Origin of the sequence: Streptomyces sp. NPDC001401 (assembly GCF_042895385.1) — a bacterium.
GTDB lineage: Bacteria > Actinomycetota > Actinomycetes > Streptomycetales > Streptomycetaceae > Streptomyces.
In genome coordinates this window covers 20,927-47,280 of sequence record NZ_JBIAWI010000036.1, presented here as the reverse complement: position 1 = coordinate 47,280, position 26,354 = coordinate 20,927, and the positions used below count along the sequence as shown (strand labels likewise).

Annotated in this window: 27 protein-coding genes and 1 pseudogene; 17 read left to right on the top strand and 11 right to left on the bottom strand. The window is 68.2% G+C overall.

Translation table 11 applies throughout. From position 1 onward, the window contains the following. The 13 genes and pseudogenes from ACFY10_RS53810 to ACFY10_RS53750 form a co-directional block, all read left to right on the top strand. Positions 1 to 82: pseudogene (locus ACFY10_RS53810) on the top strand (IS5/IS1182 family transposase); the annotation flags it as partial. Between the two features lie 17 nt (positions 83 to 99). Further along, positions 100 to 1,278, top strand: coding sequence for a PQQ-binding-like beta-propeller repeat protein (locus tag ACFY10_RS53805; RefSeq protein ID WP_390672772.1), 1,179 nt, complete (start codon positions 100 to 102; stop codon positions 1,276 to 1,278). 285 nt (positions 1,279 to 1,563) lie between these two features. Next, a complete protein-coding gene (locus tag ACFY10_RS53800) occupies positions 1,564 to 3,234 on the top strand; it encodes an alpha/beta hydrolase (protein WP_390672771.1) in 1,671 nt (556 codons plus the stop codon). Positions 3,235 to 3,292: 58 nt separating this feature from the next. Beyond that, positions 3,293 to 3,766 carry a hypothetical protein gene (locus tag ACFY10_RS53795; protein WP_390672770.1) on the top strand — a complete coding sequence of 158 codons (474 nt, stop codon included), beginning with the start codon at positions 3,293 to 3,295 and terminating at the stop codon, positions 3,764 to 3,766. A 15-nt stretch (positions 3,767 to 3,781) separates the two neighbouring features. After that, positions 3,782 to 4,333, top strand: coding sequence for a hypothetical protein (locus ACFY10_RS53790; protein ID WP_390672769.1), 552 nt, complete (start codon positions 3,782 to 3,784; stop codon positions 4,331 to 4,333). A gap of 45 nt (positions 4,334 to 4,378) precedes the next feature. Next, complete coding sequence (locus ACFY10_RS53785) at positions 4,379 to 4,891, top strand: hypothetical protein (protein WP_390672768.1); 513 nt, start codon at positions 4,379 to 4,381, stop codon at positions 4,889 to 4,891. Positions 4,892 to 5,046: 155 nt separating this feature from the next. Then, entirely contained in the window at positions 5,047 to 5,517 is a 471-nt protein-coding gene (locus ACFY10_RS53780; protein ID WP_390672767.1) for a protease inhibitor I42 family protein, read from the top strand. Next, complete coding sequence (locus ACFY10_RS53775; RefSeq protein WP_390672766.1) at positions 5,514 to 5,927, top strand: hypothetical protein; 414 nt, start codon at positions 5,514 to 5,516, stop codon at positions 5,925 to 5,927. The genes ACFY10_RS53780 and ACFY10_RS53775 overlap by 4 nt, the downstream gene beginning before the upstream one ends. A gap of 25 nt (positions 5,928 to 5,952) precedes the next feature. After that, positions 5,953 to 6,480 (top strand): hypothetical protein, encoded by a 528-nt coding sequence (locus ACFY10_RS53770; RefSeq protein ID WP_390672765.1) that lies wholly within the window; start codon positions 5,953 to 5,955, stop codon positions 6,478 to 6,480. 171 nt (positions 6,481 to 6,651) lie between these two features. Then, positions 6,652 to 7,443: a hypothetical protein gene (locus tag ACFY10_RS53765; protein ID WP_390672764.1), complete on the top strand. Its 792-nt coding sequence runs from the start codon at positions 6,652 to 6,654 to the stop codon at positions 7,441 to 7,443. Positions 7,444 to 8,079: 636 nt separating this feature from the next. Further along, positions 8,080 to 8,238 carry a hypothetical protein gene (locus ACFY10_RS53760; protein ID WP_390672763.1) on the top strand — a complete coding sequence of 53 codons (159 nt, stop codon included), beginning with the start codon at positions 8,080 to 8,082 and terminating at the stop codon, positions 8,236 to 8,238. 11 nt (positions 8,239 to 8,249) lie between these two features. Beyond that, on the top strand, positions 8,250 to 9,377 hold the full coding sequence (locus ACFY10_RS53755) for a hypothetical protein (protein ID WP_390672762.1): 1,128 nt from the start codon (positions 8,250 to 8,252) through the stop codon (positions 9,375 to 9,377). A 128-nt stretch (positions 9,378 to 9,505) separates the two neighbouring features. Continuing rightward, the gene (locus tag ACFY10_RS53750; RefSeq protein ID WP_390672761.1) at positions 9,506 to 9,646 is read left to right on the top strand and encodes a hypothetical protein; all 141 of its coding nucleotides are present in this window, start codon (positions 9,506 to 9,508) and stop codon (positions 9,644 to 9,646) included. A gap of 102 nt (positions 9,647 to 9,748) precedes the next feature. Here the strand turns inward: ACFY10_RS53750 and ACFY10_RS53745 are convergent, their stop codons facing one another. The 3 genes from ACFY10_RS53745 to ACFY10_RS53735 form a co-directional block, all read right to left on the bottom strand. After that, the gene (locus ACFY10_RS53745; protein WP_390672760.1) at positions 9,749 to 9,997 is read right to left on the bottom strand and encodes a hypothetical protein; all 249 of its coding nucleotides are present in this window, start codon (positions 9,995 to 9,997) and stop codon (positions 9,749 to 9,751) included. A 360-nt stretch (positions 9,998 to 10,357) separates the two neighbouring features. Then, positions 10,358 to 10,945, bottom strand: a complete 588-nt coding sequence (locus ACFY10_RS53740) for a hypothetical protein (RefSeq protein ID WP_390672759.1) — start codon at positions 10,943 to 10,945, stop codon at positions 10,358 to 10,360. Positions 10,946 to 11,024: 79 nt separating this feature from the next. Beyond that, positions 11,025 to 11,561, bottom strand: a complete 537-nt coding sequence (locus ACFY10_RS53735) for a hypothetical protein (protein WP_390672758.1) — start codon at positions 11,559 to 11,561, stop codon at positions 11,025 to 11,027. Between the two features lie 170 nt (positions 11,562 to 11,731). On the opposite strand from ACFY10_RS53735, the gene ACFY10_RS53730 reads away from it, so the two are divergent. From ACFY10_RS53730 to ACFY10_RS53715, 4 genes are all read left to right on the top strand, one after another. Continuing rightward, positions 11,732 to 12,067 (top strand): hypothetical protein, encoded by a 336-nt coding sequence (locus tag ACFY10_RS53730; protein ID WP_390672757.1) that lies wholly within the window; start codon positions 11,732 to 11,734, stop codon positions 12,065 to 12,067. A 52-nt stretch (positions 12,068 to 12,119) separates the two neighbouring features. Then, the gene (locus ACFY10_RS53725; protein ID WP_390672756.1) at positions 12,120 to 13,292 is read left to right on the top strand and encodes a PE-PGRS family protein; all 1,173 of its coding nucleotides are present in this window, start codon (positions 12,120 to 12,122) and stop codon (positions 13,290 to 13,292) included. A 69-nt stretch (positions 13,293 to 13,361) separates the two neighbouring features. After that, positions 13,362 to 13,754 (top strand): hypothetical protein, encoded by a 393-nt coding sequence (locus ACFY10_RS53720; protein WP_390672755.1) that lies wholly within the window; start codon positions 13,362 to 13,364, stop codon positions 13,752 to 13,754. Positions 13,755 to 13,841: 87 nt separating this feature from the next. After that, a complete protein-coding gene (locus tag ACFY10_RS53715; RefSeq protein ID WP_390672754.1) occupies positions 13,842 to 14,132 on the top strand; it encodes a hypothetical protein in 291 nt (96 codons plus the stop codon). On the opposite strand, the gene ACFY10_RS53710 is transcribed toward ACFY10_RS53715, so the two are convergent. The 8 genes from ACFY10_RS53710 to ACFY10_RS53675 all read right to left on the bottom strand — a co-directional run bounded on the left by ACFY10_RS53710 (position 14,122) and on the right by ACFY10_RS53675 (position 26,341). Then, the gene (locus ACFY10_RS53710; RefSeq protein WP_390672753.1) at positions 14,122 to 14,541 is read right to left on the bottom strand and encodes a hypothetical protein; all 420 of its coding nucleotides are present in this window, start codon (positions 14,539 to 14,541) and stop codon (positions 14,122 to 14,124) included. The two genes, ACFY10_RS53715 and ACFY10_RS53710, sit on opposite strands and share 11 nt — an antisense overlap. A gap of 20 nt (positions 14,542 to 14,561) precedes the next feature. After that, entirely contained in the window at positions 14,562 to 15,218 is a 657-nt protein-coding gene (locus ACFY10_RS53705) for a hypothetical protein (protein ID WP_390672752.1), read from the bottom strand. A 158-nt stretch (positions 15,219 to 15,376) separates the two neighbouring features. Beyond that, positions 15,377 to 16,108: a hypothetical protein gene (locus tag ACFY10_RS53700; RefSeq protein WP_390672751.1), complete on the bottom strand. Its 732-nt coding sequence runs from the start codon at positions 16,106 to 16,108 to the stop codon at positions 15,377 to 15,379. A 143-nt stretch (positions 16,109 to 16,251) separates the two neighbouring features. After that, the gene (locus tag ACFY10_RS53695; RefSeq protein ID WP_390672750.1) at positions 16,252 to 17,007 is read right to left on the bottom strand and encodes an immunity 49 family protein; all 756 of its coding nucleotides are present in this window, start codon (positions 17,005 to 17,007) and stop codon (positions 16,252 to 16,254) included. Positions 17,008 to 17,180: 173 nt separating this feature from the next. Continuing rightward, on the bottom strand, positions 17,181 to 19,133 hold the full coding sequence (locus tag ACFY10_RS53690) for an ATP-binding protein (protein ID WP_390672749.1): 1,953 nt from the start codon (positions 19,131 to 19,133) through the stop codon (positions 17,181 to 17,183). Positions 19,134 to 19,173: 40 nt separating this feature from the next. Beyond that, on the bottom strand, positions 19,174 to 19,479 hold the full coding sequence (locus ACFY10_RS53685; RefSeq protein WP_390672748.1) for a hypothetical protein: 306 nt from the start codon (positions 19,477 to 19,479) through the stop codon (positions 19,174 to 19,176). A 54-nt stretch (positions 19,480 to 19,533) separates the two neighbouring features. Continuing rightward, on the bottom strand, positions 19,534 to 20,388 hold the full coding sequence (locus ACFY10_RS53680; protein ID WP_390672747.1) for an immunity 49 family protein: 855 nt from the start codon (positions 20,386 to 20,388) through the stop codon (positions 19,534 to 19,536). After that, positions 20,366 to 26,341, bottom strand: a complete 5,976-nt coding sequence (locus ACFY10_RS53675) for a toxin glutamine deamidase domain-containing protein (RefSeq protein WP_390672746.1) — start codon at positions 26,339 to 26,341, stop codon at positions 20,366 to 20,368. The genes ACFY10_RS53680 and ACFY10_RS53675 overlap by 23 nt, the downstream gene beginning before the upstream one ends. Positions 26,342 to 26,354: the final 13 nt, after the last annotated feature.

Here is a 26,354-nt window from a genome sequence, read left to right as displayed (position 1 = left end):
GATCTTCCGCAGATCCCGATGCAGTCCAAACCGCATGACGTCAATCGCCAAAGCCGTCCTCACCCTGGAGCGGCAACGCTGAAGAAGCTCACTGAGCCGATGTGGAGCGTGCCGACGAACGCTGATTGGTCCTTGAGCGACCGGGAGGTGGACGGCACCTGGTTCACCGACAAGGCTGTGGTTCAGACCCTGTCCGATGGTGTGAAGGCCTACGACCGTGACACCGGAAAGCGGCTGTGGGCCACGCCGCTGCCCGGCGCGGGTAACCAGGCCTGCGTCGCCCCCTCCGTCTCCGATGGCGGGATCGGCGTCGTTGCCTATGGCGCCTCGGGTGCGGCGGGATCCCACGGCAAGTGCGATCACGTAGCGGCATACGACCTCAACTCCGGCAAGGAGTTGTGGCACCAGGGCTTCAAGGTGAAGGACGAGTTCAACTCCGGCACGAAACTGGCGGTGGCTCGCACGGGCGAGACGGTCGTGATCACCACCGACCGGGAGCAGGTGGCGCTCAAGGCGGCTGACGGCAACAAGGCCTGGGACGTGAAGAAGGTCGTCCCGAGCGCCTGCAACGCCGGCACGTACACCGGCGGCAAGAATCTGATCCGCACGACATCGTGCATCGAGGGAGACGCTTTCACCGGCAAGCCGTGGACCGAGGTATCGCTCGTTGACCCGGCCACCGGCAAGGCAGAGTGGACGAAGCGATTTGGCGAGGATGAAGCGGACGTCGCGATTTCCACTTCCCCTCTCGTCATCAGCGGAGATGCGAAGGGCGTGTTCGCACTCGATGAAAAGACCGGTGAGCGGCGTGGCAAGTTCCAGGGGATGACGGACAAGTACTACGTCCTCCCTGAGGAAGACGGTAGCCCGATGGGTCAGGTCGCAGGTGTCGGGAACATCCTTCTCATCGGGACGGCCGAGCAAGGGAGTACCAAAGGGGAATCGAAGACGCTGGTTGCCTACGACCTGGACAGTGGAAAAGAACTGTGGAAGGCACCGGCTTCCAACACAATTGAGTACGTTCCGCTAGGGGACACAGGTAGCAAGCGTCTGTTGGCGTACGTCACCGACGGCGCGAATACCCCGAAACTGGTGGAGTTCAACCCCAAGAACGGCGCGATGACGACAGTCGTCGAGTATCCCGAAGAGGTCCACACGCACATGGGCGGCAGCGAGAGGCCGTTCTGGCACAACGGCGTGCTCTACGTCAGCTCAGTTGGCGGCAGCGTGCAAGGCGATTCCTACGCCCTTGTGGCATTGCCCACGACCGCTTCTTAGGCACCGGCTCGGCGGCGGAGCAGACCGCGATTCGTCTGCCTCGCCGTCGCGCACCGTCGCGATCCGGGCGGTAAACAGCGGCATTCCGATCGTCTCGGCGTCGATCAGCGCGCCCCACCGTCGGCCGGACCAAGAACACTCGGCTTGTCCCTGTGAGGAAACCATCGGCTACTCTGATCGCCTCGAACTCATGAGTGAGCAGGAGCAACGGGGGTTGTCTTATGTCCACTTGCGTGGACCTTCCATGCCCTGAAGGGCAGTTGAGCAGGTCAGGCAGGGGCCGACATGGCGTCTGACTTCTCCCGACTGATGAACCAGGACTTCTCCGACCTGGAAGCGGCGGCCAAGACCTGGCGTGACCTGTCGACGACCATGGACTCTCTTACCGACCGCCATCGTCGGCAGGTCACCGGGCCACTGCACGCCTCCTGGAAGGGCGACGACGCCGACGCGGCCCTCTTCTATCTGGAGGACGTCGAGTCGCGGATCGGTGTGGTCGAGACGGAGGCGATGGCCGTCGCCGGGGTCCTGGACACCACGAAGTTCTGGATGGAGCAGGCCCAGACCGACTTGCGCAACGCGGTGCGGCGGGCGGAAGAGGACCACTTCGAGGTCGACGGCGACGGCTGGGTCAGCGACCCGACGACCGCCGGGCTGCCCCACCAGGACCCCGACGCACAGCAGATCATCGCCGATCGCAGCGGCCTGCTCGGCGAGCACCGTGCAGCCATCGACACGGCTCTGGCCGACGCGCAGAAGGCCAGTAACAATGGCGCGAAGGCCCTCGCCGGGCTGAACGGCGACATCCTCACGGACCCGTTCAACGACGACGCGGCAGCGGAGTCCGGGCAGGACGTAAGGAATGCGATGAAGGCGATCGGGGTCCGATCTCCGCAGATTCCCGAGAACGACCCGAAAGCCGCCGCCGAGTGGTGGAAGGCACTCAGCCCCGAGGAGCGTCAGACCTACACCACGCTCTACCCGAAGGAGATCGGCGCGACCGACGGCCTGCCGACGGACGTGCGGGACGACGCCAATCGCACGGCCCTCGCCCAGGAGCTCAATATGGCCGAGGCGGGCAACTACGCCGAAGGGTTCCCGGGTGACAGCGTGGAAACCGTCAACAGGCGCCTGAACAACATGCTGGTGCTCAATGAGCGGCTCGACGCCGCAGATGGCGCCCCCAAGGGCAAGGAGCTGTACCTGCTTGGCTACAACTCCAAGGACGACGGGCAGGCCATCATCGCCATGGGCAACCCGGACACCGCCGCGCATACCGGCATCCTGGTGCCGGGCACCAACACCAACATGGACGCCGTACCCGGTCAGCTCGACCGCATCGACCGGTTGCAGTCGGCGGCGGAGAGCCGGTCCCACGGCGAGAGCGTCGCGATGATCACCTGGCTCGGTTATGACGCCCCCGAGGCGTCCATGACCGACTTCAACAGCGTCGGCGGAACCGGGCGGGCCGAGGACGCCGCTCCGGACCTGCGGCAGTTTGTGGCGGGCACACACGCCTCGCACGACGCGTCGCCGAGTCACACCACCGTCATCGGGCACAGTTATGGCTCCACGGTCGTCGGCGCCGCCGCTTCCGGGGGCTCCGGTCTGGGCGCGGACGACGTCGTGGCGGTCGGCAGCCCGGGGATGACGGTGAGCGAGGCGCAGTATCTACAGGTGGACCCCGATCACGTGTGGATCGGCAAGGCCGCGGACGACGACATCGCCAACAACACGGCCGGCTACACCCTCGGCAGCGACCCGTCGGGCGCGGACTTCGGCGGTCACAATTTCACGGTCGACACCCACGGCCACAGCGGTTACTGGGACAGAGGCCCGAATGGACCCAGCGAATCCCTCGACAACCAAGGAGCGATCATTGCGGGCAGGAAGCCCACGGAGGACCCGAAGGGCAGTGACCTGCCGCCGTACGGCCCAGTCGTCCCCGGTCTGTAACCCCCTTCTCCGCACGGTCCTAGCTGTCTGTGCGGCTCTGCTCTTGACTGGAGGCTGTGTGTCTCAGAGTGATGACTCGAAGAACGCCCCGCTGCCGCGCATGGAAAAGGACGCCGCGCTGAAGTGGGCCAAGGACTACACCGCGTACATGGCCCGGATCGCCGCTGTCGAGCTCACCCCCTCAACAGCCAAGGCGCACTTCGAGGCCTGCATCGGGGCGAACGACGAGGTGGCCGAGGACGGCCGGTACAGCCTCTTCTACTACGTCAACTCGCCGGCGCCCGTCACGGAACACACACGCGTCGTGCGGACGCTTCGCCGGGAGCTCTCCCAGGAGGGGTACGAGGTCACGGGATACCGAGAGTTCAAGGACGCCTACGAATCAGCGGTGTTCAGGGCCAACAACAAGGAGAACTCCTATCGGGTGACGGCCGAGACCGTCGGCTCCGGCAAGACGAAGCCGCAAGCGCTCTCCTTCTCCGTGCGCACGCCATGCATGCTCCCGCCCGGTGCCAAGCAGCAGCAGTTCTGAAGCAGGTCGACGCTGATGAAATCAGGGGCTCGTGGCACAACGGCAGCCAGCCACGCGGCGATCGCCGTTTCCGCCGTCCTGCTTCTGGCTGGTGGTTGCTCCTCCCAGGACGACCCGAACACCCCGCTGCCCAGGATGGCCAAGGACGATGCGTTGAAGTGGGCCAAGGACTCCACCGCCCACATGGCCGAGCTCACGGACGTCGAACTGCTCCCCGACACGGCCAAGGTGCACTTTGAAGCATGCATCGGTGAGAACGACGAGGTGGCTGAGGACGGCCGGTACAGCCTCTTCTATTACGTCTATTCGCCTGCCCCCGCCACGGATCACACCCGCATAGTGCGCAAGCTCCGCAGCGAACTCCCCAAGCAGGGCTACGAGGTGACCTCGTACCGGGAGTTCAAGAGTGCCTACGCGTCCGCGGTGCTCCGGGCTCGCAACAAGAAGAACGGCTACAGCGTGGAGGCGGAGACGGTCGGTTCCGGTAAGACGAAGCCTCAGCGTTTCTCCTTCGCCGTACGTACCCCCTGCATGCTCCCGCCCGGCGCCAAGCAGCAGCAGTTCTGAACGCTTGAGAAGAACCGGCCTGAGAAGAACCGAGAGGAACCGGACGTGTCCCAGCGCACCGATGTCGACCCGGCAGAGCTCCGCGCCTCCGCCGGGGCGTGCGACGGCATAGCCCGAACCATGAAGGGCCCCGCCGACAAGGCGGTCAAGGAGGCCGGGGCAGCGGGCGGTTCGCTCAATGGCTGGTCGATGGGACCCGCTCTGACGGAGATCGCCACCAGCTGGAAGCCCGCGCTCGATGGTCTGCACGCTCGTATCCAGGCCGGCGGGGACAACCTCAGGTCGTCGGCGGACGGTCATGAGTGGAACGACGAGCGGGTCTCCCAGGACTTCGAGAAGACCGGCACGGACACCTCGACTCAGGCCACCCCCGGTGAGATGCCCGCGGTGCTGCGCCCCAGCGGGGGTCACCCCGTCGGGCACCCGGACTTCGACCCCGTCGGCCGGTCGCCCGACAGCGCGGCACCGGACCCGCGCACCTCGTACGGCACGAACATGCCGACGTACGACGAGACCATCAGCACCCGACCCACGCCAGGCACGAACGACTTCGGCTGAGTCGCCACTCCTGCCTGACTGCTCTGGACGCGCGCGCCGCACCCACTCGACTGAGCTTGTTCCGCTTCGTCAACGGCCACATGGACAAGGCCTCCGACTTCCGCATGCCCGACGCGTACGCCGTCCATGTGGCCGCCGACCGATAAGTGAGCGTCATGACCAGCGCCCTGCGCCGACTCTCCCTCCCCGCCCTGCTGATGACCTTGCTCGCGGGCTGCGGCAGCACCGGGCCGGACACCTACCAGCTGGGCGAGAAGCACATACAGGTGGCTGAGGGGAAGGAGTTCACGCTGTCCCTTCCGGTCGACACCGCGATGGGTGAATGGTGGTACCTGACATCGCCGCAGCCCGACCCTGACGTCGTCCGCAAGACGGACAAGCGGGAGGAGAGCGAGGCCGACGACGCCGTCGGCAGCGGGAGCGGAACGGACTCCTTCGGCTTCAAGGCCGTCGGTCCGGGCACGACGAAGATCAGCCTCATCCAGTGCCCGCCCGGTGCCTGCGCCGGCGGTGGCGATGCCGGCGGTCCCGTCACCCCGTCCCCTGTCCCGAGCGGCAGCCCCATCCTCCAAGAGAAGTACCGAGCCACCATCCACACCTTCACCGTCACCGTGAGAAAGCCATGACCTCCGCCGCGCAGGCCTCGCCCCTCGGCCGGACCGACGACGAGCTGGCGCAGTCGGACATCCCGGCGATGCTGCGTTACGGCCTCTCCTTCGCCGGCCCGCACCGCACCGCCCTCTTCGGCGACGGCGCGGTGGGCGCCGCCGTCCTGCTGGACCGGCTCGGCATCCAGCCGCGGGCGGTGGCTTTCCTCGCCAAGGTGGTACGCAGCGGAGGTGTCCGGTACGCGGCCGAGCTGCGCGAGCCGGTGCCGGGCGACGAGGCGGCGTCCATGGTGCGTGCGTGGCTGGAGTCCGCGGCCACCATCGCCGACGGGGTCGACGGCGACGAGGAGACCGCCCGCTGGCTGGAGGCCCTCGCCGAACTGCGCAGCCTCCGGCGCGTCCACGGCTCTCGGGTGGCCGGGGGGTGAGCGACGGGCCTCGGGAGGAGCATGTATGAACCATCTCGGCGACGCGCACCTGCGCACCTGGACGCTGCGATTCATGGCCCTCCTCGCATCCGACGCCCAGGATCAGCTTGCCTGGCTGGGCGAGCGTGAGTTGGGGACGGAGTCCGTCGTCGAGGAGGTGGAGCTCCTCTGCCGCATCTCCGAAGGACTGGCGGAGCGCGGAGCCTTTGAACCCGAGAATCTGCGCGCTCTTCAGGCCATCGGCCGTCGCCTCGGCGGGATCGACGCCGCTTGCCGCGCCGGCCTCTGGGGCAAGGCCCTGGCCACCGATCCGGCGTGGGACGAAGTACGTCCCCTCGCGCGCCGGTTTCTCCTCGCGACCCTGGGCGACTGGCGTCAGCCGCTGCCACGCCCGTGCACCGGCACACCGGCGATCACTGAGCACGCCCAGGCCGCCTGCGTGACTCTGACGTTCCAGCACCGCACCAAGGAAAACGAACGCTGGCAGCAGGCCGCACACCGCCTGCTAGACATCGGTGGACGCCTATCGGGGCTCACGCAGCCGTCACCGTGACGTCGTCTCCGCGAGGGGCAGCCGGATGTCCCGGGAGCGGTGATCGGCGTAGTGCGCGAGCCGATTGGGGTTGAGGTGTGAAGGCCTGGAGGGGATTCGGCTGACAAGTCCACTGATATGGGGCCTATTTGGAGTCGTTGAGCAGGCCTTTGCTTAGATGATCAAGCACGTTTGCACACGGTCAATAATCACGGGGTTTTCATGCACACGCCTGTCCTGTCCGTCCGACGCGCCGCCACCGCGCTCGTCTGCGCCGCGGCGATGGTGTCGCTCGCGGCCTGCAATAGCGGCGACACCGATGCCGTGGGGTCCGCAGGTGGCTCCACGCCGTCGAAGACCGCAGAGGCCAGTCCTGCCGCCGAGCCGAACGGCATCGAAAAGCTCTCCGCCAAGGAGATCTACGACATGGGTCACAAGGCCAACGCCGGCGCCGGATCCTTCCGGGAGCAGATGACGCGCGGGGACGCCAAGACCGATCTGCTGCTCTCCGCCACGGAATGCGTCGGCTCCGTCAAGATGTCGAAGGGTTCCTTCGAGATCATCCGCAAGGGCAACGACGTCTGGGCCAAGCCTGACTCGACGCTCGTGAAGGGGTTCAATTCCGAGCTCGGCACCAAGCTCTCTGCCAGCACGTGGCTCCATGGGACGCCGAGTCACCCGCTTATGAAGGGCTTCGCCAGCTGGTGCCACGAGGAGCAGTTCACCAAACCCGACACGCTTGACGCCGGCAACAAGGCGACCAAGGGGAAGGTCGCCACGGTGGACGGGCAGCAGGCGGTGCCGGTCGTCATGACGGCGAAGGGAGAGTCGGTCACGTGGTACGTGGCGACCACGGGCAAGCCGTACCTCTTCAAGGAGGACAGTACTCGTGACGACATGCCGGACGTGGTGTACTCCGACTTCGGCAAGCCGGTAGGCGCGCAGGCGCCCTCCGGCTCGGTCGAAGAGGCGCCGAAGGAGTAATCCCTGGTCGCGCAGTTGAAACGGCCCGACGGACAATTGCTCGTCGGGCCGAAACGCTGCGACCTGATGAGTCACGGCTTCGCCGTACGGAGCGACGCACTCCCGACTTTGCCCACCGGCCGATGAGTTGCTTGATGTCGTCGATGTAGGTGCGGTCACGCTCCAGCCGCCGCTCTTTCGAATTCGAAGCCGTTCTGCACGCCGCAGTTGATCTCTGTGGCAGCCCAACGTCCGTGTCCAGCAAGCTTCCTGCGAGGATGGTTGTCATGGCTTCGATCAACGATACGGATGTGCGTGGGGGCCGCGATGAGTGATCCAGTAGACCCGAGGCTGTCCTATTCCATAACCTCCGGTGCGTCGCCGACGCCGTCACCCTCACCCGGACCGACACCCGACCCGGATCCAGCGCCCGCCGCGCCGAGCCCGGCGCCTTCCGGCCCTGAGCCGACGCCTTCGCCCACGGGACCGAATCTGCCGCCTCCGTGGGGATCGGATCCCGATGTCGGGGTGACCTCGTCGTTCTTGCGAGACTGCGCGGACGCGTGTGACGAGGCTTCTCTGACGGTTTGGAAGACGTTGGGTGAGGCGAAGGACGCTGCGGAGGATCTGGCGAGGTCGGCGCCCGGTTGGGGGTTCGTGCAGAGCATCGACGACATGCACGAGCGCTGGGAGCGCCTGAACCAGGTGATGCGCGACCGGCTGAATCGCGCTTCCGACAACTTCCGCAGCAGCGCGGACGCCTACGACGGCAACGAGACCCGTATGGCGCACGACTTCTCCGGCATCTACCGCTGAAAGGCAGGGCAGTGGTCACCTTCTCGCAACTCCTGGAGTTGGACGTCGCCGGCCTGGAGAGGTTCGCCGACCGGTGGAACGACGTCATCCACCGAAAGGTCAGGCAGGCCCGTGAGGGGTTCCACGACGATGTTGTGCGCAAGTTGCACAGGGACCATTGGAGGGGCGAGGGCGGAGAGGCGGCTCAGAAGTACTGCGACCGCATACAGGTCGGCTTCGACGCGCTCGACGCAGAGGTCAAGTCCCTGAGCAGGTTTCTGGACGAGGAGGCCGACGGAGCACGCGGAACCGGAGGCACCGACGGCTTGGAAGGCTGGCAGCGGGTCGCGCGCGAACTCGACCGCAGTGCGCACGATGCGGGGATGAAGATAGCCGATGACGGCGTTGTCGAATGGTCCATCCTGATCGACCGCGACGACCCGAACGGCGACGCAAAGTATCAGGAGAAGAAGCAGGCTGCTGACCTCATCCAGCTCCGGGCTCAAGAGGTTCTGAGTGAGGTGAACAAGATTGATGAATGGCTCACGGCAAGCCTCAAGGTGATCTTCGGCACTCCGCACAATTTCGAAACAGAAGACCGCCGGTACAACGTTTTCGAGCCCACCGTCAAAGATCGGATGGTGCGCAACCAGCTCAACAACGTCGGCGCAGCGGCGGCCGCTCGTGGCTGGGCCAATGCTGCCGGCCTGGTCAAGCACTATCTTGACGGCTCAGGCAAGACCGTCGAGGTGGAGCCGCAGCAGATGATGCGGGATATTCCGCAGTTCCAGCGGGACGTGGACAAGACGGTGGAGCAGGATGTGCGGAGGCGCCCCGACGGCCCGTTCACCACCGAGTGGGGGTCGACCGCTCCGAACACCGCGGACGGCGATTCGAGCATGGATTGGTACTACGCCCTGAACCATTTCCAGTACCGCCTCGTCGGAGAGAAGCACGGCGACGAGATCACGTACCAAGTGGAAGTGAAGAAGCGCTACGACTGGGGAGTGCCCAGTGAACACCGGCGCACCCAGGAGAAGTTCGGTGGTCCTTTCAAGATGGAACTCGAGCAGGCCGATCTCGCGCACCTCAACTCTGTTGGGCTTGCACGTGACTTCGACGTCGTGGGCACCTCCGACACGATCAGGACTTCGGCTTGAGTCCCCGGTACGTCGGTCAGCACACCGGACGTGAACCTAAGGCAGGCGCGTCGGACGGAACGGGGTCGGAGACGGGTCGCATACGCCGTCATCGCTCTTGGCTGCGGCTTCCCTCGGGGAAGAAAGCGGTGCTGTGGCTGCTGATGTCGGCCTGCGTCGCCTTTGTGCTCTACGCGGCCTGGGGGCTCGTCCAATCCATCGACGATCTCGACAAGCCACCGGACGGCGACTGGTTGTGCTCAGGGCACTCGATGACGTGCGAGCCCTGAGCATTCAGGCGGGCGTTGCAAGCAGATGAGACCGCAGACCAGGGAGACGAGGCGTGTCCCTCCCCTCATAGCGTGAGGATCGGCCCCCCGACGCAACTGGGTTCAGGGCCCGCAGGTCCCGGACTCAGCGGCGCACTGCCAGCCGGAGAAGCCGTCCTCGGGGTGGTCGACGGCATGGTCGAACTGGATGAACCCGTATACCACGATGATCGTGAACACGGTGGCAGCCACCGCCGCCAGCCACAGTGCGACCCGCAGCAGGACCTGCGGCACCGTTTGGCGGCGGCCAGGCTCCCGGTCCCGGGGTGGACGAGGCCCGGTGTTGCGCGGGGTGTGGCGGCCGGTCGTCATGCGCGGGACGTTATCTCGTCGCAGGTCCCGACGACGTCGAAGTCCCTGCCCACATTGGCGCGGTGCTCGCTGGGGGCGCCCCGGCCGTAGCGCTTCTGGGGTCGATGCGAACGGGACCCTGTTCCTCCGTCAGGACAGCACCCGGATCATCGACATCTGGGCCACGGCACGGGGCGAAGGCACCGACACCAAGAAGGTCAACGCCCTGCAGCGCAAGACTGCGAACGACGCCGACTCCAGCTCCGTGGAGGCCGGGAAAGCCCTGCGGTCCACCAGACACCTCACGGAGTGCGGTTAGGCGGGTCGGTGACGGCCCGGCACCTCTCGTCCTCCCACAGACGACCGGCGCCGGGCCCTCCCTCACGTGAAGAACACCACCAGCAGGCTGACCACGAGGCCGAGCACGCCCACTGCGACCGTCACCAAGGAAGTGCGGAACAGGCCCTGGCTCTCCGACTGTCCGTACGGGAAGCCGGTGACGGCGGCGAAGACGCCGATGGCCAGGGCGATCAGGGCGCCGAACCACCATGCGCAGCCGACGGCGATGGCGTGCACCCAGCCGTGGTCCTGCATGTAGGAGATGTCGCTGGTCTTGCGGGCCTCGATGACGTGGCCGCGCTGGTACAGGGCATCGCTGCGGAGCTCGGCGTTGAGGTCCTTGACCTTGCCGTCGTCGGAGGTGAAGGTGCCGTAGCACCACCTGGTCTTCGTCTTCTTCCGCGAACTCGAACTGCTCGACGAGCTGCGGTACTTGTAGTCGACCGTGCAGGTCTCGACCGTGAGCTTGCCCGGCGTGGACGTCGCGTAGCGGACGGGGCCGAGGTAGGCGCCCAGGCCCAGGAGAACGACGCTCACGAGGATCAGGCCGGCGCCGATGAGGCGGCCGAGGTTCGTTCGGTCGCCCTGGGCGGCGGCGTTGGGCGTGGCGTTCCCGTGTACTTGGGTCATTATTGAGGGTTCCTCAGAACTCGGAAGCCGGAAATCAGACGAGGGATTCGGCTGAGGGATACAGCTGAGGGATACGGCGTCACACGACGAGTGCGCAGACGAGTGCTGCCAGGGCGCCGATGACGAACAGGCCGCCCAGCGCGGGACCCATCACCTTCTGGGCCGGCAGTCGCTGCCAGGAGGCCGCGAGGCCCGGGCCGTTTCGGGTGCCGAAGCCCGTCAGGAGGCAGAAGATGCCGAATGTCAGCAAGGAGAGGCAGAACGCGAGGATCGCGATGTCCTTTCCGGGGGCCCGGTCCTCCGGAAGTTCAAAGGTGTCGTTCGCCTGCACGACTCCGATTTTCGCCCCGTTTTCCAGACGCGAGGAAGTTTCCACCGTCACGTCTTTGTACGTGGCTCCGCCGCTCTGTGCCGTCCAGGTCCCCGTGCAGCTGAACTTGAGTTCGGTTGTTCGCCTGCGTGTGCCGTAGTGAGACTTCGTGTGCGCTTCGCATGAAGAAACGGTGAGGGTTCCGTCCGTGCCCTCGCCGGCGAGTTCGCTGCGGAGCTCCGGAACGGTCACCGCGGCGACGACGGCGGCCAGAAGGATCAGCCCCAGGCCGAGCAGCCTTCCCACCCACAGGGTCGCTGTGCCGCCGTAACTCGGCCGTGTCGTAACCACTGTTGACGTCCCCCTGGGAAACTTGACGATCTCTTGACTGTCGGGCTGGCGAGCCGTGCGCGAGGAGTCTAAGGTATCGGCCTGTCGTCCAATATGAACTGCAGCAAACGGAGTCCGGGGGAGCAGTGGAGTTCGGGACCTTTGACGTCGAAACGTCGGTACTGAAGAAACAGGGACAGAACTTCGCCGAGCTCGGGGGTGATTTCTCGAAAGCCTCCAAGAAGCTTCAGGATGATCTCGACGGGCTGGGTGAGCCGTGGGCGGACGCGGACTTCGGGGAGATCTTCGGGCAGGTCTACACGCCAATTCGTGACGGAATCTTCACGTCGATGGACAGCCTTGCGGAACGGCTTTCACGGATCGGTCACAACCTCGAGGACATGGCCCGCAATTACGACGACTCGGATATGTCGAACAGCGGTCAGCTGAACGGGATCATCAGCGAAGTCGGCAAACTCTAAGAAGTCCGGAAGAACTCCACAAGAACTCCAAGCACATAACGGGGCTATTGGCATGGCGCTTACACTGCCCGACGAACTCGTCTGGGTGCTCGACCTCCTCGGCTACTCCTGGCCCGAGGCCGACGAAGACGCACTGCACCAGGTCGCCGAGGCCTGGCGGAGTTTCGGCAAGGATCTCGAGAAGATCCAGACGGAGGGCGAAGGCTTCGCGCGCAGCGTCGTTGCGAGCAACGCCGGTACGGCCGTCGACATGTTCACCAAGGAGTGGGGCGCCTATACGGGCGCGAACGGCCAGGACAGCTACATCCCGGACGCGAAGACCGCGTGCGAAGTGATCGCCTTCGCCTTCGACGCGGCGGCGATCGCGGTCCTGACGGCGAAGTTGTCCGTGATCGCCCAACTCATCGCCCTGGCCGTGGAGATCATCGCGGCGCAGGCGTCGGCACCCTTCACCTTCGGGCTCTCCGAGGTCGGTGCGCTCGGCGCGACGCAGGCCACCCGGGTCATCGTCCGCGAGCTGCTGAACAAGCTCAAGCAGGAGGTCATGCAGGCGATCACCAAGGCCATGGAGCACGCCACCATGGACGCCCTGAAGAAGATCGCCAAGGAGCAGCTCGAGAAGATCACCAAGGAGAAGGTCAAGCAGTTCGCCAAGGACAAGATCAAGGACGAGGCCAAGAAGTTCGTCCAGGAGAAGGTGGTCGACGCCGCCAAGGAGAAGGCCAAGGACGCCGCCATCGGCATGGCGCAGAACGTCGCCCAGCAGAGCATCGAGGCGCACTTCGACGAGCGGTCCGGCATCGACCTCGGCGAGACGGCGGGCGTCGCCAAGGACGCGGCCGGCGAGTACGTGGACGGCCTCAAGAACGAGGTCAAGGGCGGTGAGGGCTCGACTCTCGCCGGCTATACCGACGTGCAGGGGCACGTGGACGGTGCCGTCGACGCCGCGACGGAGAAGGTCACCGGGGCGGTCGGAGACCGCGTACAGCACGGTGTCGACGCGCTGTCCGGGCACAGTGGGCAGGGCGGGGAGTCGTCCGACGGGGCGGCCGAGTCCAATTCCTCCGCCTCCAACTCCTCCGCCTCGGACTCCGGCTCCTCGAGCGGCACCACCACGCAGGCGTCCCACTCCAACAGGCCGGCAGCCGCCGCCTCCGCCTCGCGCTCCGGTTCCTCGCGCAGCGGCGGGAACGCGCAGGACTGGGCACGTAACGAGTTCGGGTAACCCCAGCCCCCCCCGCCGCTTTCGCCGCCCCACCCCCAACACGCCGTAACAGGAAGGACGTACGCACCCATGACCGCGGACCGGGAGATCCAGGACGAGGAACTCATGGGGATCGCCCAGGACCCCGAACAGGCCCTACGACTGCACCGCTCCCTGCGCACCATCGCCGGCGCGACCTCGCTCGACCCGGCCCTGCGTGACATGGCGCGTTCGGTGCTGAGCGGGGACGTCGACGTCAAGGACGCCTTCCAGGACCCGCGTTACACCGAGGCCGTCTACCAGCGGCTCCACGAGATGCGGCGGGCGGCCGACGACCAGACGTACGCGGAACGCCAGCAGTCCAAGGGTCAGTTCGCGGACTGGGACGCGCGGCAGCAGGCCGACCTGGACCGCGAGCGGGCGGAGCGGGACGCGCCGGTGCACGGCTCCGGCGGGGGCGTCGGGCGGACGGGTCGGCGCTGAGGGATGTCCGCGAGGTTACGACCCACGGGCACGGGGTCTTTCCTGCGTTCGGCGACCGTACTCCTCCTGATCGGCGTCCTGTTCGGGGTGGCACCCGCGGGAGCCGAGGCGGCACCGGGGCGTGACTCCGTGTCGTACGTTGCCCTGTCGTCGAAGGGGCGCGGTGGCAGCAGCGGTGGTGGCTTCAGCAAGAGCCGCGGCTACCAGAAGTCGAGCGGCGGCGGCTCCTCTTACCGCCACTACCCCGGGAGCTCGTACTCGGGAAAGGGGAAGATGCCCCTGTGGCAGGCGTTCCTCGTCCTCTTCCTCTGGGGCGGCCTCATGGTCTGGGGCATCGTGAAGCTGGTGCGCAAGTTCCGGAAGTCCGTCAACGCCTGACGGTCATTTCATGCACCGGTGTCAGCCCCGAGCAGTCCTGCCCGCCGGAGGGATCCGGCTCGTACACCCAGTAGAGGGCCGCGAGTTGCACCAGCAGCAGTACGGGAATGAGGCAGGCGGCCACCATGGCCGTACGCCCCTGCCACACCGCTCCCAGCCGCTGCCCCCGCCGGTGCGCCCCGCGACGGAGGGCCGGCAGGAGCAGCGAAGCCGCCAGCGCGCAGGCAGGCGCCGCCCAGGCGGTGACGTACGTCCGTGTGGACGGCCCCAGGTACCGGCAGTGCTGGAAGGTGTCGCCGTCGAAGGAGATGCGGGCCACCAGCAGCCCTGCCGAGGCGACGACCAGGGCCGGCACCAGTAGGGACCAGTGGCGCCAGGCGGGGGCCGTGGTGCGGGGTGCGTCCGGCACTGCGGATGTGAGGCGGGACTTCAGCGCGACGCTCCGCCCGTCCGCTCCCGGTGCCCCTTGCGATCCGGTACGCCCATGTAGCCGGCCTCGCGCTCGGTCTCACCGAGCCACAGCTGCGGGACCTGCTGCTGGATGGCGGTGACCAGGGCAGCCTGCGAACTTGCGGGGACGGGGAGGCGATAGCGCAGGCGCGGGAGGGTGGGGTGGAGTGGCTCCTCGTCGCGGACCAGGGGCCACAGGACGGGGTCGTCGCGGTCGACGGGGACGTTGGGGCACAGCTCGACGGAGTACACCTTCACCCCGCCCCTGCCCATCTTGCTCCAGTGCAGCCCGACTCCGGCGAGGCTCTGCCAGGGGATGACGTTCTGCGCCCTGCCGTTGCTCACCCACAGCCCCAGGTGGTCGACGCTCACGCTGGAGTGCGGGGCCGACCAGGTGGTGATCAGGCTGGTGACGCCGATGAAGCCCATGAACAGCCCGAGAGCGATTCCCCCGATTCCCTTGGGGTTCGGCTCGCCGCCCTCGAGCCCGGCGGTGATCACTATGCCGCCGAACAGGACCAGGGCACTGATCGCCGTGAGCACGATGCCGAGGGGAACCATCCGCCGCGAGGCTCGCCGGCCGGTGGGGACGACGGTGGCGGTGGGGGAGGGGGAAAGCCGGCCGGGATACGACATGGGGTGGAGTGTAGGGAACGACTTCGCACCCCCAGCAGGTCGGGTGCTGATCGCTGGGGGCTCCGCCGCCATGTCAGCAACACCTGTTGGTGACGCGGCGAGTTGCCGACCGGGACCGGGCCAGGGGCGGCGGACCCGGACCGGCACCTGGCGACGAGTCAGACCTGACGGCGATTCTTGCCGATGAGGTAGGCGATGCCCCACGCGGCGGCCGCGGCGACCACGAGGCCGAGGAGGTTGAGCCAGTCGACTCCGCCGTGGGAATCGTTGTGCCACCAGGCCTTGGCCGGGAAGAAGGGCTCTCCCTCCAGCAGGGTCTTCAGGGCCATGAACGACTGTTCCTTGACGATGATGACCGGGAGGGCGTTGGCGTAGCCGAAGAAGGCGCCGAGCGCGGCGACGACGGCTCCACCGATCCGGCCACCGTTGCTGTCGCGACCGACCTTGCCGACCAGGGCGCCCACGACCGCTCCGTTGAGGATCGCATGGGCGAAGTAGAGGACGTTGGCAGTGGCGTACGTCTGGTCCTTGTACGTGGCCACCATGACGCCTGTGTACAGCAGTGCAATCACGAAGGAGACGAAGAAGCCGAGGAAGACCGCGCCGACCGGATTACCGGTCGCGTTCGGCCGCTGCCCGAAGGGAGGTGCCTGGAACGGCGGTGCGGGCTGCATCGGGTACGCCGGCTGCGGTCCGCCGTACATCATCGGGGGCTGGCCGGGAACGGGCGCGGGCCCGGCCTGCATCGGGGGCTGCTGAGGCGCGGACGGCCCGAAGCCCGGTGGCTGCTGCGGCGGAGGCGCAGGCTGGGCGTACGGGTTTGCGGGGTTCTGTGGTGGTTGTGGTGGCTGCGCAGGCTGCGGTGGCGGCTGGAACGGCGGCTGGCTCATGATTCCCCGTGGAGTCAATGGAGGTAACTGGCAGGAGCAGCAAATTATCAGTGAGATCAGGAGGGGCTAGTCGGAGCCGGAGCGGGCTGCGTGAAGGGTGTGGAGCCAGCTCCACACGGTGCCGCCAACGCCTCCTGCACGCCTCAGGTCGGGAAGTCGCCGACCCGACCGCGTTCCAGCAGGTACTTGGGCATGTAGCCGGACTCCACGTCGATGGGGACACCCCGGTCGTAGGCGAGGCAGGCCATGGCCAGTGGGCCGAGCGCGACAAGGCCGCTGACCTGCGCAGCCGTGGACTCCTCCGCCGTCCAGTACTCCTTGTGCCACTTCAGGGCCTTGACCAGTTCGACGTCGAAGAGCTGGCTGTCGCCTCTGACCAGGCGGTAGAACAGGTTGAGCGGGGGGTACAGGATGCGCAGCATCAGGCTGCGGTCGGCGACCTGCAGGGCCTCCGGATCCGTGCCGTTGATCGCGGCCACCAGCTTGTCGCCGACGCCAGGACCCTGTTGGCCGTACGTCTGGAGTGCGTCGACCCAGTCGTAGATGTACTCGTCGAAGACTGCCCCGGACTCTCGCAGAAGCGGGATCGGGACGTCACTCAGCTCTGTGACCAGTTGGTCTTCGCGGCAGACGAGCGCCAGGTAGAAGGCAGTGAGCCAGTTGCCCGCGTTGGCCGACGGTTGTGGGCCGGTGGAGGGGATCGTGCGCGGCTTGCCCGAGATCAAGCACTCCACGGTGGGTTCCGGTGAGGTGGCGGACCGGAACAGTGCGGACCCGATCTGCATGGCCGCGACCCAGGCTTCCCAGGTCTCGATCCGGGCAGCGCGGGGATCAAGGGCGCAATGACTCTTGGCGTTCGCGAGTGCCCTGTTCAGACCGGTGTTGAACGTGCTGGGCATGGTTTCGAGCTTCCGGACCCGCGCCTCGGTGTCATCGACGAGTGCTTGCGCGCCGAGAACACGGTCGGCAGGCACTTCGTGACGTGTCACTTGTGTGGTCATCTCCGCCTGCTCGGGTTGTCGTCGGTGTGGACGTCAGGTCCGCGCCGCCCAGGTGGTAACCGCAGGAGAGATTACGCGGCCCGCCGCGTGGTCCCCGCAGCCGCCGGGTGGATGCGGAGGGCCTTCGCTCCGCGTTCGGTGGCGACGACGAGGATGCCGTCCAGGGACAGGTCCACCGCCGTGAAGGGGACGTCCGAGAGCAGCTCTGCCACGACCTTCTGACTTGCCCGGTCCCAGACGCGCACGTAGTCGGCGCCGCGACTCAGGTCCAGCGGGGCGGCGGCCCGCTCCGCCTGGGACGGGCGCAGGACCTGCCCGGGGTCGAGGTCCGGGCCGGTCTCGCCGGAGTCGTCGGATCGTGCGAGGCGGTGGACGAGTACCGCCGCATCGGTCGCTCCTGCGGACTCCCCGAGCGGCTTCGCACCGGGCGTCCCCGCTGGTACGACGAGGACGGCCACCGGGACTGACTGCCCCTCGGCCCCGGGCAGGTTGCCGGCGGAAACCGCGCTGATGCCCGGGACGGGCAGGCTCCACAGGGTCCGCCAGGGCAGGTCGAGACCGAGCCGTCCGTGGATGGCGTCGGCGTACTCGGGCAGTCCGTCCTCGACGAAGGCCGTCTCCAGCAGGGCAGCCCGCAGCATCGCAGGCACCTGAGTGCGGGTGAGCAGGGGTGCCGTACGCAGGTACGTTCGGGCCGGTGCACCCAGTTCCTCGGCCGGCACCGCCTCGACGGCGGCCCGCAGCGGCACCGGATCGGAGTGGACGAACAGCCCGGGGTCCGTGAGGAGTTGGGGCAGCAGGCCCGCCTCCAGGGTGTGGCCCGCGATGTGGTCGCGCACGTATGGGTCGGCCTTGCTCCAGTCCTGGTCCGGCACGGCCTCGAGCAGCGCCATCGCGATCTGCGTCTGGGCGGCGCGGACGTTCGGCAGGCCGGCGCGCATCTCGTCGCCGATGGCCGGATGCAGCAACCGGAGCAGCGTACGAGTGCTGCCGTCCCCGTCCGGCCGGAGTGACTCGACGAACGGTCCGGCGAGCGCACCGCTGTCCGCGAGGGGGCCGCTCATGTCCTTGCCCGCAAGGGCGTTGACGAGCCGTATCCAGAGGGCGACGGGCAGACCGTCGCCTTCGGCGAGGGCCAGGGGTGCCAGCAGCTGACGCAGGGTCTGCGGGTCCGCTCCGAGGCGGCCGGCGTGCAGGTCGAGTGCCTGGCCGACTGACGAGGGCAGGAGGGATTCGTCGTACGGGGCGACAGAGCCCGGACTCGTCAGGAGGCTCTGGACGGCGAGCTGCACGGTGAGGGGGCTGGTTCCGGCTCGGCGTCCGATCGTCTCGGCCAGGGTCCGCCTCGTCGCAGCATCCGAGGCGAAGGGTGGCTCCGGGGCCCCGGACTCCGGTCTGAGCAGTGCGTACGCCTGCAGCACCAGGCCGCGCGGGTCGGCCCACTGCGGGTCGTCCAGATCGATGATCTGCACCGTGCCGGGCGGGAGTTCACCGGAGAGTTCGGTGGTGAACTCGCGTGGTACGTCCGCGAGCAGCCGGACGTTCGGGGTGGCGGCGAGCGGCCCCAGCACCTCCCGTGCGACTCGTGCCGGCTCGCCCGTCGTACGCACCGGACCCGCCCGGTCGACGTCGGGCACGACGACGGTCTCGGTCCGGCCGAGGGCGCCCAGCGCGGCGTACACCTCTTCGAGGCGGTCGGCCTTGAGGCCGTAGTGGTCCGCGATGAGCCACCCGAGCTGCGTCGCGGTCAGCCCCGCCGCGCTCGGCACCGCCGGGGCGGGGAGCTCGGGCGGTACGGTCGACGGGTCGAGGTCCGCCAGGGGCAGCCGCCCGCGGAACTCCGGGTCGCACAGCATCAGGAAGCCGGTCAGCAGATGCGAACGCCCGCTGCCCGGGCTGCCGGTGAGGACGATCACCCGGGGTGCACCCGGCCGGCCCGTCCGCCAGGCGGCGAGCGCGCGCAGCACTGCGGTGCGGCCGCCCAGGTAGGGATGGGGGGCGTAGCCGGTGGTCGGGGCGGTCATCGGTGTGGGTCCTCGCGGGTGCCGGAGTGGTGGACGAAGGCTAGGAGTTGCGGCCGAGGTTCTGCCGGTACAGCGCGATCGCCTGCTCGGTCGGGAAGTTGGGGACGGTCGCGGTCTCGCCGGTCTCCTTCGACACCACGATCTTGGCTCCGCCGGGCGGGGCAGGCTGGGGCCGGCCGGCCGCGTCGGTGGTGGGCGGGAAGACCGCGTACACGAGGTAGCCGATGTCGAACTCGTGGACCTGGAGTTCGGCGGGGGTGCCGTCGGGGAGCCTGGGCTGCGCGTAGCGGGCGCGGACGATGTCGAGGGCCTGGTCCGGGGTGGTGGGCGGAGCGTCGGGAGCCATGGGTGACCTGTTCATTGATCGGGAGGTGGCCGGCTGGTGCGTCGATCGGGTCGACTAGGTGGGGAATTCGCCGTACCAGCCGCCGTCGAGGAGGTACTTGGGCAGGTACTCGGATTCGACTTCGACGGTGAAGCCCGAGTCCTGGGCCAGGCAGGCGACGGCCAGGGGTCCCAAGGCGAGGAGTCCGTCGGAATCGCGCGCCCTTTCCTCGTCGCGAGTCCAGTAGTCCTTGTGCCATTCGACGGCTTTGGCCAGCTCGGTGTTGAACCTGTCCTGGTCACCGCGCACCAGCTGGGTGAGGAGGTTCATGGGCGGATACATGAGGTTCAGTACGGCGCTTCGCGAGGCGGGCCGGAGGACCTCGGGGGCGGTGCCGTCGACGGCTTCGACCAGCTTGTCGCCGAGGCTGGGCTGCTTGAGCCAGTACGCCTGCAGTGCTTCGACCCAGGGGTAGATGTACTCGTCGAAGTCCGCGCCGGATGCGCGCAGCAGGGAGACGGGGACCTGGCAGAGGTCGTTCGTGCGCTGCCGCTCGCGGCATACGCAGGCCAGCCAGAATGCCGTGAGCCAGTTGCCGGCGTGGGCCCAGGGCCCGGTCCCGGAACGGAAGACGTGTTTCTTGTGGCCGACCTGGCACTCGACCGTCGGCGTGGTCGCGCGGGCCGAGGCGAAGAGGGCTGAGCCCACCTGCATGGCGGTGACACAGGCTTCCCACGTTTCGAGTCTGTCGGCCGTGGGATCCCCGGAGCAGCGCCGGTTGAGGACGGTCGTCGCAGAGCGCAGGGCCGTGGTGAACCACTCGGGGCTCTCCGCGAGGTCCTCGAGTTCTTCCTCCAGTCCTGTCGACAGTTCTTCCAGCACCTGAGGCAGAGCGCCGGTGGGAAAATCATGACGCGGAATCTTGGTCATTTCCGTCCTTCTTGGGAGGCCTGATGTCGTATTCCTTCATCAGGTATCCCTCGTGTGTCTTCTTGGCCTCGTCGGAGTTCCCCTTCACCAGCATGTACCTCACACGTCCCTGCTTGAGGGCCGTGCGGAGGTTGCGTGCCAGATCCAGTTCGTCCTGGGCCGCCTTGCGTTTGGCCTCGGCCTTCACCGGATCGGGCTCGGCGGCTGCCTGGTCCAGCCCGCGCAGGCCTCGCATGCGCATCTCGTGCAGGATCGTCTTGAAATACTCGCGAGTACCCTGCGAGACCTGCGGCACGGCCGGGTTCGCCGAGTCGCTGCCCTCCGGTGCCCCCTGACTGTCGTCGGCGTCTGCGTCCTGCCCACCATGCCCTTCTTCTCCCGGCTCGGGACGGTCCGGGTCGTCCGCTCCCGGCGGCAGTCCCTGACGCTCACCCTCGCCCGCTTCGAGAGAACCCTTGCACTCCACGACCACGTAGTCGTAATCGGTGGCGTTCGGCGGCGCGGTGTACACCTGGTCGAAGCGGTTGTTGCCCTCGGCCCGGTCGTCGACACGGACGGCACCTGGGAACTCGTTCGGTACCGCGTGGAACTCGGCGACCTCGTCTCCGTACCGCTCGCTCTCCTTGCCCCTCGCGGCATGCAGCGGCCTGTGCACATTGTCGGCCTCTTCGAAGGCCTTTCTGTTTTCGGGAGTGTCGTTCGCCTCAAGGGCCTTCTTGGCCGCCTCCCTCGCCGCGTGCGGCCCGCGGTCCGCCGCGATGGCGTCTGCCCTGGATGCGGCACGGTCATCGAGCTTTCCGAGTGTTTCGTCGGAGGGGCTTCCCTCGGTCCGCTCGACCGGCTTCACGTTCGGGTTGACGTAGTCGGGAGGCGAAGAGGGCAGCACGTTGCTCGCTGCCATCCATGGCCTCTGCGGGTCCCCGGTGGCCCGCAGAATGGGCAGTTGGCGACCCATGTATGTGTCGTTGCGTGACCACCGGTGACCGTCGGTCGGCCGGTAGTACTTCTCGAAGAACTTGGGGTCGGTGTTGGCGAGGTGGACCATGTGGTCCACCCACTCCTGGTCCGTCCGAGGGTTGTTGATCGGATCGCCCGCCGGTTCCGCCGGGCCCTCGGGGTGGTGCTGTGCCTCCGGCTTCGAGGTCTGCGCGGGGTGCTCGGGGGCGATCTCCCCGTACAGGGGTTTCTTGCCGGCCGTGGACTCCTGGATGTGCCGGGCCGCATCGGCGTTCCTGCCGTCCGGCGGGCTCTCGCGCGGGGGAACCGCGGAGTCCTTGGTCATGTTGCCGGGGCGGTCGCGGTGGTCGTCGGCAGGGGACTGGTCCGGGCCGTCGGGACGAGGCTGGTCCGAGCTCTCGGGCCGGTTCTCGTCCGGCGTCGCCGGACGCGGATCTTCCGCGTGATCGGGGTGTTTCTGGTCCGGCGTCGGCTCGTTGTCCGGGTGCCGTCCGTCGGACCGCTCGTCGGTCTCCGGGCTCTTCCGCTGCGGGGTGTCCCTCTGCGGGTCCGAGGTGCGCGGGTCCTGGGTGCGGGGATCGGACATACGCGGATCGGACGTACGTGGATCCTGCGCGCGGGGATCCAGGGTGCGGGGGTCGGACGTACGCGGGTCCTGGGTACGGGGATCCGGGGTGCGTGGGTCGGTGGTGCGCGGGTCCGAGGGCGTGGTGGTCTGCTGAGGTGTGTGCCGGTCCGTGGTGGGATCGTTCGGAGTGGCCGTCTCGGTCCGGTCGGGGTCGGCGGTCTTGTCCGGCGTGCCGTTGGCGGTGTCGTCGGACGTGGTGTGCGCGGGCGGCCGCTGCTCCGAAGAGGAGTCGGGCCGGGACTGTTCTTCCGTTGTCTCGGCCGGCTGCTCTGCGTCCTTGTGGGGGGTGTGGTCCTGCTCGTCGGGACGCGTCGCCTCGTCGGGGCGTGACTGCTGGTCCGACGGACTCGGTGTCTCGGTCGGGGACGGGCGGTTCTGTTCCGAGGAGGTCTCGGGCGACTGCCGGCTGTCCGGGGTGTCGTGGGAGGGCTCCTGGCCATCGCCATCGGGCGCGCCGTCCGACTCGGACGGGTTGTTGTCGGTCTCGCTCTGGGGTCGGTCGTTCTCGTTCTGGGACTCGCCGTGCGTCGGGCCCTGCGATGTGTTCTCGTCGGTCGTCGACGGCTGCCCGAGGTCTGCCTTGTTCGAGACGTCCGAGGTCACCGGACCGGCCGACTCGGGAGAGTCGGTTGCCGTGTCAGTCTCGTCGGCCTGCTTCGGAGTGTCGACCGAGACGTCGCTCTGCGAGCTCTGGCCGTTCTCCGGTTGCTCGTTGTCTGCGGCGTTGTCCGGCTGCGAGCCGTCGCTGTTCTCGTTCTGCGACTCGCCGTTCTGGCTCTCCGAACCGTTCTGGTCCTCCGAACCGTTCTGGCTCTCCGAACCGTTCTGGTCCTCCGAACCGTTCTGGCTCTCCGAACCGTTCTGGTCCTCCGAACCGTTCTGGTCCTCCGAACCGTTCTGGTCCTCCGAACCGTTCTGGCTCTCCGAGCCGTTCGCCTGCGGCTGGCTGGTGTCGATCGGGTTCCGGTCGGCGTCCAGCGGGATGTGCCAGACATGCGCCGCTTGGTCGATGTGCAGGGGCTGGCTGCTGACCTGGCCGCTCTGGGTGTCGACCCAGACGATGTTGCCGTTGTGGTTGACCACGTTGAAGGCGTGGCCGCCCCCGCCGGGCCAGTCGACCTGGACGATGGCTGCCGAGCCGGGGCCGGCCTGCTGGAGGGTGTCGGCGATGTTGTTCGCGGTGTTGGGGTCGCCGCCGGGGCCGGCGTAGGTGTGGGCGGCGCCGGTCCAGCGGATCTGGTTGTCGTTCGCGTCGTCCTCGGGCGACCAGTAGTCCGGCTTGCCGTTCGCGTCGGTGTCGAGGGTGCGCGGCGCCGAGACCTGCGGGTTGCCGTACCAGGTCTCCAGGAACGAACGGGAGCAGTCGGCGCAGTTGTTGCTGCGGCCGGGGACGTTGACGCCGCCGTCGTTCTGGAGCTGGGACCAGTTGCCTTCGAACGGGTCGGGGTGGCGCTGCGGGGTGCCGTCCTCGTTGCGCGGGACGGCGTCGTCCAGCGCCTGCTGGTCGGCGGGGTCGGGGTCGGTCAGGCCGCCCGGGTAGTGGTCCAGGTCGGAACGGATGTCCTGAAGGCTGTCCTGCTGCGGGTGTTGCTGGTGGTTCGGGTTTCCCGGTGTGGCCTGGGGCGAGCCCGGCGCCTGGGGCGAAGCAGAGCCCGTTGCGTTTGACGGCGACGCGGAGGCACCCGGGGTCCGGATGACCGTGTGGACCGGGACCGGCGTCACTTGCTGCTGGTGCTGTTGTTGCTGCGGGTTGCCGGGCGGGGTGTTCTGCGTCGGCGCGTTGGACTGCGCGGCCGGCTGCTGCGGACCGTTGGGGGTGTTGGGGGTGCTGCCCGAGGGCTCCTGGGGCGGCCTGCCGGGAGGAGTCGTGCCGGTGCTGCCGGGTGTGCCCTGCGCGGCAGGGCCGGGCTGGTTGGCGTTCGAGGAGTTGGGGGTACGGCTGCTCGACGCCGGGGGGTTCGAGCCGGTGCCGGAACCGGAGTCGCGGTTGGAACCGGATCCGGAACTCGTGCCGGTCGAGGTGGAGGGCGTCGTCGTGGGGGCGCCGGTGGACGGCGACGAGGTCCTGGGGGACGACGAAGGTGACGAGCTCGGGTTCGAGGTGCTCGTGCCCGTACTCGGGTTCTGCCCCGGGGTGTTGGTACGAGTGCCGCCGGTCGGATCGGTGGTGCCGCGGGGCGCGGTGCCGTCGCCCGGTGTCGTGTTGCGCGGAGTCGTGCCGTCGCCCGGGGTGTTGCCGCGAGGTGTGGTGCCGTCCCCCGGCCTCGTACCGGGCGTCTGGCGGGGCGTCGTACCGTCGCCGGGGTTGTTCCGGGACGTGGTGCCGTCGCCCGGCCTCGTACCGTCGCCCGGCCTCGTACCGTCGCCCGGCGTCGTACTCCCGGGCGTGCGCTGGCCCGGTATCCGCCCGTCCGCCGTGCCAGGAGTACGGCCGTCCGCGGTACCGGACGTGCGGCCGTCCCCGACACTCGCCGTACCGGACGCACGCCCGTCCCCGGCGCCCGAGACTCCGGCACTCGCCGTACCGGACGGGCGGCCGTTCCCCGCGCCCGAGAGCCCGACACCCGCCGTACCGGCCACCCGGCCGTCCGCCGAAGCCGTGGGCGTAGGTGCAGGCGTGGACGCCGGAGCGCTCCGAGGCGCCGTCGACGGTGTGGGACTCGGGGTGGATGCAGGCCCCGACCCCGTGGGCGAGGGCGTACCGGCCGAACTGCTCCTTGCCGCACCGGAGTTGGGTGCAGGGCTGCTCGGGCTCGACCCGGACGGGCCGCCGCTGCCGGACGACGACGTAGCCCCGCCCTGATGCGAACCACCCACACCGCCCCCCACAGAAGGCGCCACAGGTGACGTCGGCATGCCCGCCGACCCGCCATCCGCACGGCCGCCACCGGCACCCCCCGACGACGGATCGCTCGCCGAAGGCGTAGGAGTGGGCGCCGCGTTGGTGTGCGTGGGCGCGCTCGCGGCCAAGCTGTCGATCGACGTGCCGATCGAGCCGTGGCCGCCCGTCGACGCCGACGTACCACCGGGCGACGCGGAGGCCGACACGGCGTGCACCGACGGCGACGACAGGCCGGAGACGGAGGAGCCGCCGCCGGAGTGGGACGGGCCGGAGGTGCTCGGGCCGTCGGACGAACCCCCGGAGTCGGAGCCACCGGAGTGCGCCCCGCTGGGCGACGGGTCGTCGAAGTCGGACAGGGTCGGACCCGAGTGGGAGAGCGTCGGCCCCGCGGCCCCGGAGTGGGACCCGGCCCCCGAATCGGACCCGGACCCCGAGTCCGATCCCGAGTCGGAGCCCGGGCCGGCACCCACGTCCGGCCCGCCGATGTTGTTGCCGCCGGTGTCGGCGGAGATCCCGCCACCTATGTTCGAGCCCACATCGCTGCTCGAACGCGTCGAGGTGGAGGAGTCCGCCCCCGACGAGTCGGAGCCGTTGGAGTGCGAGCCGGAGTCGGAACCGGAACCGGAATCAGAGCCGGACGAAGACGAGTCGGAGGAGGACGAGTCGGAACCGGAAGACGAGTCCGAATCCCCGTCACCGTCGGAACTGTCGGGACCGTCGGACGAGTTGGAAGCCCCGTCCCCGTCACCGTGCCCGCCATCGCCCCCCGATGACCCATGCCCGTCGATACGGCTGTCGACCGCATGATGGGCCCGATGCCCCGCCTTCTCGCCCAGGCTGTCCCGCACGCCCTCGGCAAGAGTCTGCGGGGTCTGCTTGATGGCGTCCCAGCCGGCGTTGGCGCCCTGCTTGGCGGTCGTGGCGAGGTCGTAGCCGTCCTGGGCGCCGAAGCCGACGTTCACCGTCTGGCGGATCAGGTCGGTGATGATCGCCTCGATCATCGAGATCGCGGGTTCCTTCATCGCCTCGACGATCGCCTCGAGAAGCGCGTCCTTGAGCTCCTTGAGGAGCCGGCGCACGATCAGCCGGGCGGCCTGCGTCGCACCCAGCGCGCCGACCTCGGACAGGCCGAAGGTGAAGGGCGCGGCGGCCTGGGCGGCGGCGATCTCGATGGCCAGGGCGATGAGTTGGGCGATGACCGCCCATTTCGCGAACTCGACGAGGTAGGCGCATGCCTCCAGCACGGTCGCGATGATGTACGCGGCCTGGGCGGCGTTCTGGAGGTACCCGTCACCGCCCCCGCCGTCGAACTTGGCGTACGTCTTGGTGAACGCGTCGATCGACTCACCGGCGTTGTGGGCCACCACCTGGCGGGCGCTGGTGTTCGCCTTGGTGTGCAGCTCGGTGACGTCGTCGCCGAACTTCCGCCACAGCTTGGCGCAGTCCTTGAGCTTGTCCTCGTCTGCCGTCGGCCAGTTGTAGCCGAGCATCTCGAGAACCCATTCGAGCTCGTTCGGCAGCATCATGGACACAGCAGAA

Coding starts and splice junctions, on each gene's coding strand:
- ACFY10_RS53805 (WP_390672772.1), top strand. CDS start 100: ATGTGGAGCGTGCCGACGAACGCTGATTGGTCCTTGAGCGACCGGGAG.
- ACFY10_RS53685 (WP_390672748.1), bottom strand. CDS start 19,479: ATGGCTCCCGACGCTCCGCCCACCACCCCGGACCAGGCCCTCGACATC.
- ACFY10_RS53770 (WP_390672765.1), top strand. CDS start 5,953: ATGAACCATCTCGGCGACGCGCACCTGCGCACCTGGACGCTGCGATTC.
- ACFY10_RS53705 (WP_390672752.1), bottom strand. CDS start 15,218: ATGTCGTATCCCGGCCGGCTTTCCCCCTCCCCCACCGCCACCGTCGTC.
- ACFY10_RS53775 (WP_390672766.1), top strand. CDS start 5,514: ATGACCTCCGCCGCGCAGGCCTCGCCCCTCGGCCGGACCGACGACGAG.
- ACFY10_RS53800 (WP_390672771.1), top strand. CDS start 1,564: ATGGCGTCTGACTTCTCCCGACTGATGAACCAGGACTTCTCCGACCTG.
- ACFY10_RS53695 (WP_390672750.1), bottom strand. CDS start 17,007: ATGCCCAGCACGTTCAACACCGGTCTGAACAGGGCACTCGCGAACGCC.
- ACFY10_RS53675 (WP_390672746.1), bottom strand. CDS start 26,341: ATGATGCTGCCGAACGAGCTCGAATGGGTTCTCGAGATGCTCGGCTAC.
- ACFY10_RS53720 (WP_390672755.1), top strand. CDS start 13,362: ATGACCGCGGACCGGGAGATCCAGGACGAGGAACTCATGGGGATCGCC.
- ACFY10_RS53790 (WP_390672769.1), top strand. CDS start 3,782: ATGAAATCAGGGGCTCGTGGCACAACGGCAGCCAGCCACGCGGCGATC.
- ACFY10_RS53725 (WP_390672756.1), top strand. CDS start 12,120: ATGGCGCTTACACTGCCCGACGAACTCGTCTGGGTGCTCGACCTCCTC.
- ACFY10_RS53740 (WP_390672759.1), bottom strand. CDS start 10,945: ATGACCCAAGTACACGGGAACGCCACGCCCAACGCCGCCGCCCAGGGC.
- ACFY10_RS53690 (WP_390672749.1), bottom strand. CDS start 19,133: ATGACCGCCCCGACCACCGGCTACGCCCCCCATCCCTACCTGGGCGGC.
- ACFY10_RS53745 (WP_390672760.1), bottom strand. CDS start 9,997: ATGACGACCGGCCGCCACACCCCGCGCAACACCGGGCCTCGTCCACCC.
- ACFY10_RS53700 (WP_390672751.1), bottom strand. CDS start 16,108: ATGAGCCAGCCGCCGTTCCAGCCGCCACCGCAGCCTGCGCAGCCACCA.
- ACFY10_RS53680 (WP_390672747.1), bottom strand. CDS start 20,388: ATGACCAAGATTCCGCGTCATGATTTTCCCACCGGCGCTCTGCCTCAG.
- ACFY10_RS53780 (WP_390672767.1), top strand. CDS start 5,047: ATGACCAGCGCCCTGCGCCGACTCTCCCTCCCCGCCCTGCTGATGACC.